Genomic DNA, 7884 nt, shown 5'->3' with positions numbered 1-7884 from the left:
GACGAACACTTCGTCGGCCCGGCCATAGCCGCCGTCGGCGACCTCCTCCACCAGCACCATCGTGAAGGGGCGCACACCCTCGCCGAAAAAGTCGACGAACATGGCTGTCGTTCGATGGATGAGGTCTTCCTTCTGCGCCCTGGAGAGCGCCGCTTGCGGTAACTTGATGTTGGCGAATGGCATGATCTTTTCCTTTCTGTGGAATTTGAGGTTCGGCGTGGAGCGGTCGGCGACGGCTCAGACGACGCCGCCATTGGCGCGGATGATTTGTCCGTTGACCCAGAAGCTGTCCGGCCCGGCCAGGAACGAGACCAGCCCGGCAATGTCGTCGGGCTGGCCAAGCCGGCCGAGCGGGATCATCTTGCCGATGGCCTCGATCTGCGCCTCGCTCTTGCCGTCCGTGAACAGCGCGGTTTCGATCGGCCCGGGCGCTACTGCGTTAACTGTGATGCGGCGCGCGCCAAGCTCCTTGGCCAGGATGTGGGTCATCGCCTCGACACCCGCCTTGGTGGCGGCGTAGACGCCGTAGCCCGGCTGGTAGAGGCCGACGACGCTGCTGGAAAAATTGACGATGCGGCCGCCGTCGCGAAGCCGGCGCGCGCCTTCCCGCATGCCGCGGAACACGCCGCCGAGATTGATCGCGATCTGCGTGTCGAACGAAGCGTCGTCGGTCTGCGCCATCGGCGAAATCTTCATGACGCCGGCATTGTTGACGAGGATGTCGATGCCGCCGAACGCCTTCTCGCCGGCGTCGAACAGCGCTGCGATCCCATTCGGATCGGCGATATCGGCCTGAACGGCGATTGCCTTGCCGCCGCCGGCTTCGATGCTGCGCACAAGCTCTTCGGCCTCGGCGCGGCCCCGTGCATAATTGAGGACGACGGCGACGCCATCGCGGGCGAGCCGCTGTGCGATGGCGGCGCCGATGCCTTTGGAGGCGCCGGTCACGATCGCGGTTCTGGTTTGGCCACCCGTACTTGTTTGATTGGATGTCATGGAAGTCTCTCCGTGTTGGTGACACGGATATAGGCCGACCCGCTTTCCGTATAATCAGCCATCTATTGACATCACTATTCGGAAATTGCGAACAAGGGCCATGGATCGACTGGACACGATGCGGCTCTTCGTTCGCGTTCTGGAGCGGCGCAGCTTTACCGCTGCCGCGGCCGATCTCGGCCTGCCGCGTTCAACCGCGACGGAAGCGATCCGGCGGCTGGAAGAGCATCTCGGCGCGCGGCTTCTGGAACGAACGACGCGGCAGGTGAACGCCACGCAGGACGGCGAAGCCTACTATCGGCGCTGCCTGTCGATCCTGGCCGAGATCGAGGATGCCGAGGCCGCCTTTCGCAATGCCGAGCCTTTCGGCCTGCTGCGCATCGACGCCAGCACGCTGCTCACCCGCACATTCCTGTTGCCGCGCCTGCCGGAGTTCCTCGCCCGCTATGTCAGGATCGACCTGCAGATCGGCCAAAGCGACCGGCTGGTCGATCTCGTGCGCGAAGGCGTCGACTGCGTCATCCGCGTCGGCGAGCCGCCCGACAGCGGCATGATCATGCGGCGGCTGGCTGTCATCCGCGAGATCACCTGCGCCAGCCCTGCCTATCTCGAGCGCCACGGCACGCCCGTCTCCCCCGATGCGCTCGACGGTCACCAGGCGGTGGGCTTTGTTTCGTCGCGCACCGGCGAGACCCTTCCGTTCGAATTCACCGTCGCCGGCAGTATCCGTGAGGTGCGGCTGCCATGCCGCGTCGCCGCCAACAATTCCGACACCGCCGCCGATCTGGCGCGGCTTGGCCTCGGCCTCATCCAGGCACCGCGCTATCGCTTCGAGAAGGATCTGGCGGATGGGACGCTCGTCGAGGTGCTGGCCGACTATCCGCCATCGCCGACACCGCTGTCGGCGCTCTACCCGCAGAACCGTCAGCTCTCGCCACGCCTGCGCGTCTTCCTCGACTGGGCCTCGCGCATCTTCGCCGAGGCCGATCTCTAGGGCAATTCCAGGAAAAATGTGAACAGTTTTCCGGGAAAGCGCGTCACGGGCTGAGGCCGTTCCGGTCCAAAGGCGGACAAGGGCGAATGAGCGCACTTGATCCATAGCCGAAGTTTCACGAAAATCATCCCAAAGCCGGTTGCTGCCATTCAGCGCGCCACTTTCCGTCTGTTGGACTGGATATTGCGGCGCCTGGCCTAATCGCCGCAGTTGAGGAACCGGATAGCCATTATGAGGAGACTGTTTATAACGGTCGCTGAAATCGCGATGACCAAGGGGAGACGATGCGCTACATACGTCCGCTTTCAATAGAAGATGCCGTTGGCCACTTGGCCGGGTCGGCTGGTACGGCCGCCATCCTCGCGGGAGGCAGCGACCTCCTGGTCAGGATGAAGGGCGGCTTTGCCGAACCAGAGCTGATCGTCGACATCAAGGCGATCGATGGCTTGAGCGAGATCCGGGAAACTGCTGAAGGCTTCAGCATCGGCGCCGCGGTTCCCTGCGCCGTCCTGGGAGAGAACACCGCCCTCAAGAAGGCATGGCCTGGTGTCGTCGAGGCGGCCAAGCTGATCGGCTCGAAGCAGGTGCAGGGACGCTGCACCATCGTGGGCAATCTCTGCAACGCCTCGCCGGCCGCCGACAGCGTGCCGGCGCTGGTTGCCGCCGGCGCCAAGGCAGTGGTCGTCGGGCCGGCGGGCCGGCGCACGATTCCCGTGCAGAGCGTGCCGACCGCGCCGGGCAAGACGTCGCTGGCCAAAGGCGAGATCATCGAGGCGATCCTACTCGACAAGCGCGAGCCGCGCTCTGGCGATGCCTATCTGCGTTTCATTCCACGCACCGAGATGGACATCGCGGTGGTCAGTGCCGGCGTGAACCTGACGCTCGACGAGCACGGTGTGGTCAAATCGGCCCGCGTGGCGCTGGGCGCCGTGGCGGCGACGGTGCTTCTGGTCGAAGAGGCGGCGGAGGTGCTCATCGGCTCCAAGCTGGACGAAGCGACGCTGGAGCGGCTCGCCAAGGTCTGTGCGGGCGCCTGCCGTCCCATCGACGACAAGCGCGGCACCATCGAATTCAGACGAAAAGTTGCGGGTGTGCTGGCCCAGCGGGCCGCCACATCAGCCTATACACGTGCAGGAGGCAAATGATGGCTGGTATAGCAGTTTCAACGACAATCAACGGCGACGCTGTCGAGTATCTTTGCCAGCCGGACGAGACGCTGCTCGATGTCCTGCGCGATCGGCTGGGGCTGACGGGCGCCAAGGAAGGCTGCGGCACCGGCGACTGCGGCGCCTGCTCGATCATCCTCGACGATCGGCTGGTTTGCTCATGCCTGGTGCTCGGCGCCGAGGCTGAAGGCCGGCGCGTCGAGACCATCGAGGGCATGGCCCATGGCGATACGCTGCACCCGCTGCAGCAGAAGTTCCTCGAGCATGCGGCGCTGCAATGCGGCATCTGCACGCCGGGCTTCCTGATCGCGGCCAAGGACCTCCTGGCCAAGAACCCCGACCCGACCGAGGAGGAAATCCGCTTCGGCCTCGCCGGGAACCTCTGCCGCTGCACCGGCTACGACAAGATCGTGCGCGCCGTCCAGGACGCGGCCATCGTGATGAAGGGAGCCTGAGATGAATTTCGATCCACGTTTTTCCGGACGTAAATTCGCCTCCGTCGGCACGCGTCCGATCCGTCCCGACGGCATCGACAAGGTGACGGGCCGCGCCCGCTACGGCGCCGACTTCAACATGGCCGGCCAATTGGTCGGGCGTGTTCTCAGAAGCCCGCATGCTCACGCCAGGATCGTGAAAATCGACACGTCCAAGGCGGAAAAGCTCGCCGGCGTCAAGGCGGTGATCACCGCGGCCGACCTGCCCGACCTCACCGATGGCGATGCCGCCATGTACGACGTCCTCGACAATTGCATGGCGCGCACGAAAGCGCTCTATGACGGCCACGCGGTGGCCGCGGTCGCCGCGATCGATGCCCGCACCGCCAGGCAGGCGCTGAAGCTCATCGAGATTGAATACGAGCTTTTGCCGCATGTCACCGATGTCGACGAGGCGGCGAAGCACACGGCGCCCTTGATCAATGATGCCATCTTCACCGAGGGCCTCGAGGAAAAACCGGTAAAACCCTCCAACGTCACCAAGCGCAGCCAGTTTGGCCATGGCGATGTCCATCAGGGTTTCGGGCAGGCCGACTTTATCGTCGAGCGTTCCTTCAAGACCGAGCAGACGCACCAGGGCTATATCGAGCCGCATGCCTGCGTGGCGAATTTCAGCTCCGACGGCACCGCTGATCTCTGGGTGTGCACGCAGGGCCATTTCGTCTACCGCCAGCACTGCGCCCAGTTGCTTGGCATGGAAGCCTCGAAACTGCGCGTCACCTCCTCGGAGATCGGCGGCGGTTTCGGCGGCAAGACCCATGTCTGGGCCGAGCCGGTGGCGCTGGCGCTGTCGCGCAAGGCCGGACGGCCGGTGAAGCTCGTGATGACCCGCGACGAGGTGTTCCGCGCCTCGGGCCCGACCAGCGCCACCTCGATCGACGTCAAGATCGGCGCCCGCAAGGACGGCACGATCACCGCCGCCGAAGCGACGCTTCGCTACAGCTGCGGCCCGTATGCCGGCTCCTGGGCCGAGATCGGCGCCATGACGGCATTCGCCTGCTACAAGCTCGATAACGTCAAGACGGTCGGCTACGAAGTGCTGGTCAACCGGCCGAAGACCGCAGCCTATCGCGCGCCCTCAGCGCCGATGGCGGCCTTCGCGGTGGAAAGTGCTGTCGACGAGCTGGCCAAGAAGATCGGCATGGATCCGGTCGACTTCCGCATCAGGAACGCCGCGCAGGAAGGCACACGGTCCTCCTACGGCCCGGTCTACGGACCGATCGGCATCGGCCCGACGCTGGAGGCGGTGAAGAGCCATCCGCACATGAAGGCGCCGCTGGGCAAGAACCAGGGCCGTGGCATGGCTTGCGGCTTCTGGTTCAATTTCGGCGGCCAGACCTGCACCGACCTCAACATCGGCATGGACGGCTCGGTCTCGCTTGCCGTCGGCACGGTCGATGTCGGTGGTTCGCGCGCGTCGCTGTCGCTGGTGGCGGCGGAGGAGCTCGGCATCGACTATAGCCAGGTCAAGGCGATCGTCGCCGACACGTCCAGCCTCGGCTACAACGACATGACGGACGGCAGCCGCGGCACCTTCTCGTCCTCCATGGCGACGATCTCGGCCGCCCGCAATGCGATCAAAATCCTGCGCGAGCGCGCTGCGCAGATGTGGGACATTGCCGTCGACGACGTGGTCTGGGAAAAGGGCCACGCGGTCGCCAAGGGCGAGAAGCACGGCAATCTCGGCAAGCTGTCGCTGAAGGAGATCGCGGTCGAGTCGGGCAAGACCGGCGGGCCGATCGCCGGCCACAGCGAACTCGTCGCCGATGGCGCCGGCGTCTCCTTCGCCACCCATATCTGCGATATCGAGGTCGATCCCGAGACCGGCGCCACCAGGGTCATCCGCTACACGGTCGTGCAGGATGCGGGCAAGGCGGTGCACCCGACCTATGTCGAGGGACAGTACCAGGGCGGTGCGGCGCAAGGCATCGGCTGGGCGCTCAACGAGGAGTATATATACGGCAAGGACGGGCGGCTGCAGAACGCCGGCTTCCTCGACTACCGCATCCCGGTCTGCTCGGACCTGCCGATGATCGACACGCAGATCCTCGAAATCCCCAACCCCAACCACCCTTACGGGGTGCGCGGTGTCGGCGAGACGTCGATCGTGCCGCCGCTGGCGGCGATTGCCAATGCGGTGTCGAACGCCGCGGGCGTGCGCATGACGCACATCCCGATGTCGCCGCCGCGCATCCTGGCGGCGATCGAGGCGGAACGGGAATGGTCGAAGTAACGCTCTGGGGCTCGCTCGCCGCGACCGCCGGAGGCAACAGCAAGGTCGAGATCGAGGCCAAGGACATAAGGGAGCTGTTCAGGAAGCTGGCTGAACAGTATCCCGGCCTAGAGCCCTGGATCGACAAAGGCATCGCGGTTGCGATCGACGGGACGATCTATCGGGATACGTGGTCGAAGAAGCTGCCAGAGGGGGCGGAGATTTTTCTGTTGCCGCGACTGGCGGGGGGATGAGGGGGAGAGCCGGGCCTCGGCACCATCGCTTAACATCATGTCGTGGTGGGGCCGCAAGCGGACTGTCTGGTTTCGGGTGCCGATGGGTCGATACTAGGCATAGAACCTGCTGCTTGGCTGTTGTAGAGCTCGAACCGTCGGCGCCTATTCTGGAAATTGCTGGTTCCGCAGTCCATCCTGCGCTGCCTTCGCCGCGTTGCTACCCGCTGCCCAGATCCGATAGATCAGGTTGTCGTCTGCGAGGAAAAACTCGCCACCAAGCACCTCTGCGCCATCTTCCACGAGGCGCTTCTTCATGGCGTCCTCGCCGGCGATCGCAATTTCTGCACTCGCATATGGTGCGGTGTCGGGCTGAGGGCTTGGCTTGAAGACCTCCCAATGGAAGGCTCCTCTGGGATAGGCGCTCTGGATCTGATCGCGGCGCGCCTGCGGGCTCTTTGAGAAGCCTACTTTGATGATGTGTTTGTCTTCGACTTCATCATCCCGACGTCCCAGATAGGCTCCGATGTTACCCACGAGGCGGAGTATGTAGAGATGCTTCGGCCCGTTCGTCTCCCCGACCCAGTAAGGCCGTGAGGCCGGTCTCACGGCGCGGCTCGGGCTAAGCGCGGATTCGAGGGTCTGAATTGTCGGGTCCACGGGCTCCGTCTGCCCATAGACCGGCACTTCGTAGACGTCCAACTCATAGAGCTCTGCCGCCTCGTCGGCTGAGACGGGGACACCGTTTGCTCCTATGAGTTCTGCATTCGAGCCACGATAAGCCTGAGGAAACAACTCCTCCACTCGACGCCAATCCTCTGGAACGATGCGCCATGCCCTCGTCGCCTTTACCGCATAAAGCCACTTCCCACGGGAGTCCTGATCGCGCTCCTTTTCGGCCCAGCGATCCCCCGAGATGAACTCCTGCGCGTGACCGATCTCGTGGGAGATCTCAAGCACCCCGACAACCTTGCCGCGCATGTTTTCCGGGCCCTTTCCCTTGGTCACGTAGATCGCGACCAGTGTCCCCGGCTTGGAGTTGCTAAGGTAACGGGCCCGCCGAGCTTCGTCGGCAAATCCGATGCATCCCCAGCTGGCTGGATCGAAGCCCCAGAACGATGTCAGCCAGACCTGCCGGCCATCGGGTAGGGTATCGGTGGCCGGGGCGAGTTCTGGAACCGACGTCCAGTCAAACGCAAACACCTCTTGCTGGGCAGCCTCGATGTCTATAGCTCCGAGTGCGCTGCGGATGTATGCCATCGCATCTTCAGCTGGATGCCGCTCCCCCTTCTTCACCAGGATCGTCGTGAGAGGCGGCAGCCCACGATCCGCCAAATAGTGCAGAATGACCTCGAGATTTCGCCCAAGCCCGCGGCCCGTTGGATGGTTCCAGCCTACTGCCTCACCAACCTGCTGGTATGTCGTCCGCCTCTTATGCAAAGCCTTTGCAGCCAGGAAGCGGGCGATTTCGAATTGAAGCGTATCCATTCGTTACCCATCATTTCAAGTGAATGCTTAAAGGACCGATTTTTCATTACTTCCAGTGCACGCTGATGTGACGATCGACGTCTTCGTTCTTCAACTGTTTGTCACATTGCTAGTCGGCCTGGCGGCGATCGAGGCGGAACGGGAAGGCTAGGGCGAGGGGTGCGCTGATGGTCGAAGTCACCCCTTGGGGCGCCGTCGGCCAGCTTGCCGACGGCAAGAGCAAGGTCGAGGTCGAAGCCAAGGACATCAGGGAGCTGTTCAGGAAGCTGGCTGAACAGTATCCCGGCCTCGAGCCCTGGAT

At 63.8% G+C, this 7884-nt stretch carries 8 protein-coding genes; 5 read left to right on the top strand and 3 right to left on the bottom strand.

Annotation, left to right across the window (positions count from 1 at the left end; genetic code table 11):
* Window positions 1-183, bottom strand: a 183-nt coding sequence (locus EN906_RS15190; RefSeq protein ID WP_164777183.1) for a 4-oxalocrotonate tautomerase family protein, incomplete at its 3' end; no start/stop codon positions are given.
* A 54-nt stretch (window positions 184-237) separates the two neighbouring features.
* Window positions 238-996: an SDR family oxidoreductase gene (locus EN906_RS15185; protein WP_127269409.1), complete on the bottom strand. Its 759-nt coding sequence runs from the start codon at window positions 994-996 to the stop codon at window positions 238-240.
* A gap of 100 nt (window positions 997-1096) precedes the next feature.
* Here EN906_RS15185 and EN906_RS15180 point away from each other — a divergent pair, with 100 nt between their 5' ends.
* From EN906_RS15180 to EN906_RS15160, 5 genes are all read left to right on the top strand, one after another.
* Window positions 1097-1990 carry a LysR family transcriptional regulator gene (locus EN906_RS15180; RefSeq protein ID WP_127272499.1) on the top strand — a complete coding sequence of 298 codons (894 nt, stop codon included), beginning with the start codon at window positions 1097-1099 and terminating at the stop codon, window positions 1988-1990.
* Window positions 1991-2274: 284 nt separating this feature from the next.
* Window positions 2275-3135: a xanthine dehydrogenase family protein subunit M gene (locus EN906_RS15175; protein WP_127271789.1), complete on the top strand. Its 861-nt coding sequence runs from the start codon at window positions 2275-2277 to the stop codon at window positions 3133-3135.
* Window positions 3135-3611, top strand: coding sequence for a (2Fe-2S)-binding protein (locus EN906_RS15170; protein ID WP_013530647.1), 477 nt, complete (start codon window positions 3135-3137; stop codon window positions 3609-3611). Before EN906_RS15175 ends, EN906_RS15170 begins: the two co-directional genes overlap by 1 nt.
* Window position 3612: 1 nt before the next feature.
* Window positions 3613-5883 (top strand): xanthine dehydrogenase family protein molybdopterin-binding subunit, encoded by a 2271-nt coding sequence (locus EN906_RS15165; RefSeq protein WP_127272500.1) that lies wholly within the window; start codon window positions 3613-3615, stop codon window positions 5881-5883.
* The gene (locus EN906_RS15160; protein ID WP_027035223.1) at window positions 5871-6116 is read left to right on the top strand and encodes a MoaD/ThiS family protein; all 246 of its coding nucleotides are present in this window, start codon (window positions 5871-5873) and stop codon (window positions 6114-6116) included. The genes EN906_RS15165 and EN906_RS15160 overlap by 13 nt, the downstream gene beginning before the upstream one ends.
* Before the next feature lie 144 nt (window positions 6117-6260).
* On the opposite strand, the gene EN906_RS15155 is transcribed toward EN906_RS15160, so the two are convergent.
* A complete protein-coding gene (locus tag EN906_RS15155) occupies window positions 6261-7583 on the bottom strand; it encodes a hypothetical protein (protein ID WP_127266994.1) in 1323 nt (440 codons plus the stop codon).
* Window positions 7584-7884 lie beyond the last annotated feature (301 nt).

Source organism: Mesorhizobium sp. M7A.F.Ca.CA.004.06.1.1, from assembly GCF_003999135.1.
Lineage (GTDB): Bacteria > Pseudomonadota > Alphaproteobacteria > Rhizobiales > Rhizobiaceae > Mesorhizobium.
The sequence above is the reverse complement of the archived record's forward strand: the minus strand, read 5'-3'. Positions and strand labels throughout refer to the sequence as shown.

Coding starts and splice junctions, on each gene's coding strand:
- EN906_RS15180 (WP_127272499.1), top strand. CDS start 1,097: ATGGATCGACTGGACACGATGCGGCTCTTCGTTCGCGTTCTGGAGCGG.
- EN906_RS15155 (WP_127266994.1), bottom strand. CDS start 7,583: ATGGATACGCTTCAATTCGAAATCGCCCGCTTCCTGGCTGCAAAGGCT.
- EN906_RS15175 (WP_127271789.1), top strand. CDS start 2,275: ATGCGCTACATACGTCCGCTTTCAATAGAAGATGCCGTTGGCCACTTG.
- EN906_RS15170 (WP_013530647.1), top strand. CDS start 3,135: ATGGCTGGTATAGCAGTTTCAACGACAATCAACGGCGACGCTGTCGAG.
- EN906_RS15160 (WP_027035223.1), top strand. CDS start 5,871: ATGGTCGAAGTAACGCTCTGGGGCTCGCTCGCCGCGACCGCCGGAGGC.
- EN906_RS15185 (WP_127269409.1), bottom strand. CDS start 996: ATGACATCCAATCAAACAAGTACGGGTGGCCAAACCAGAACCGCGATC.
- EN906_RS15165 (WP_127272500.1), top strand. CDS start 3,613: ATGAATTTCGATCCACGTTTTTCCGGACGTAAATTCGCCTCCGTCGGC.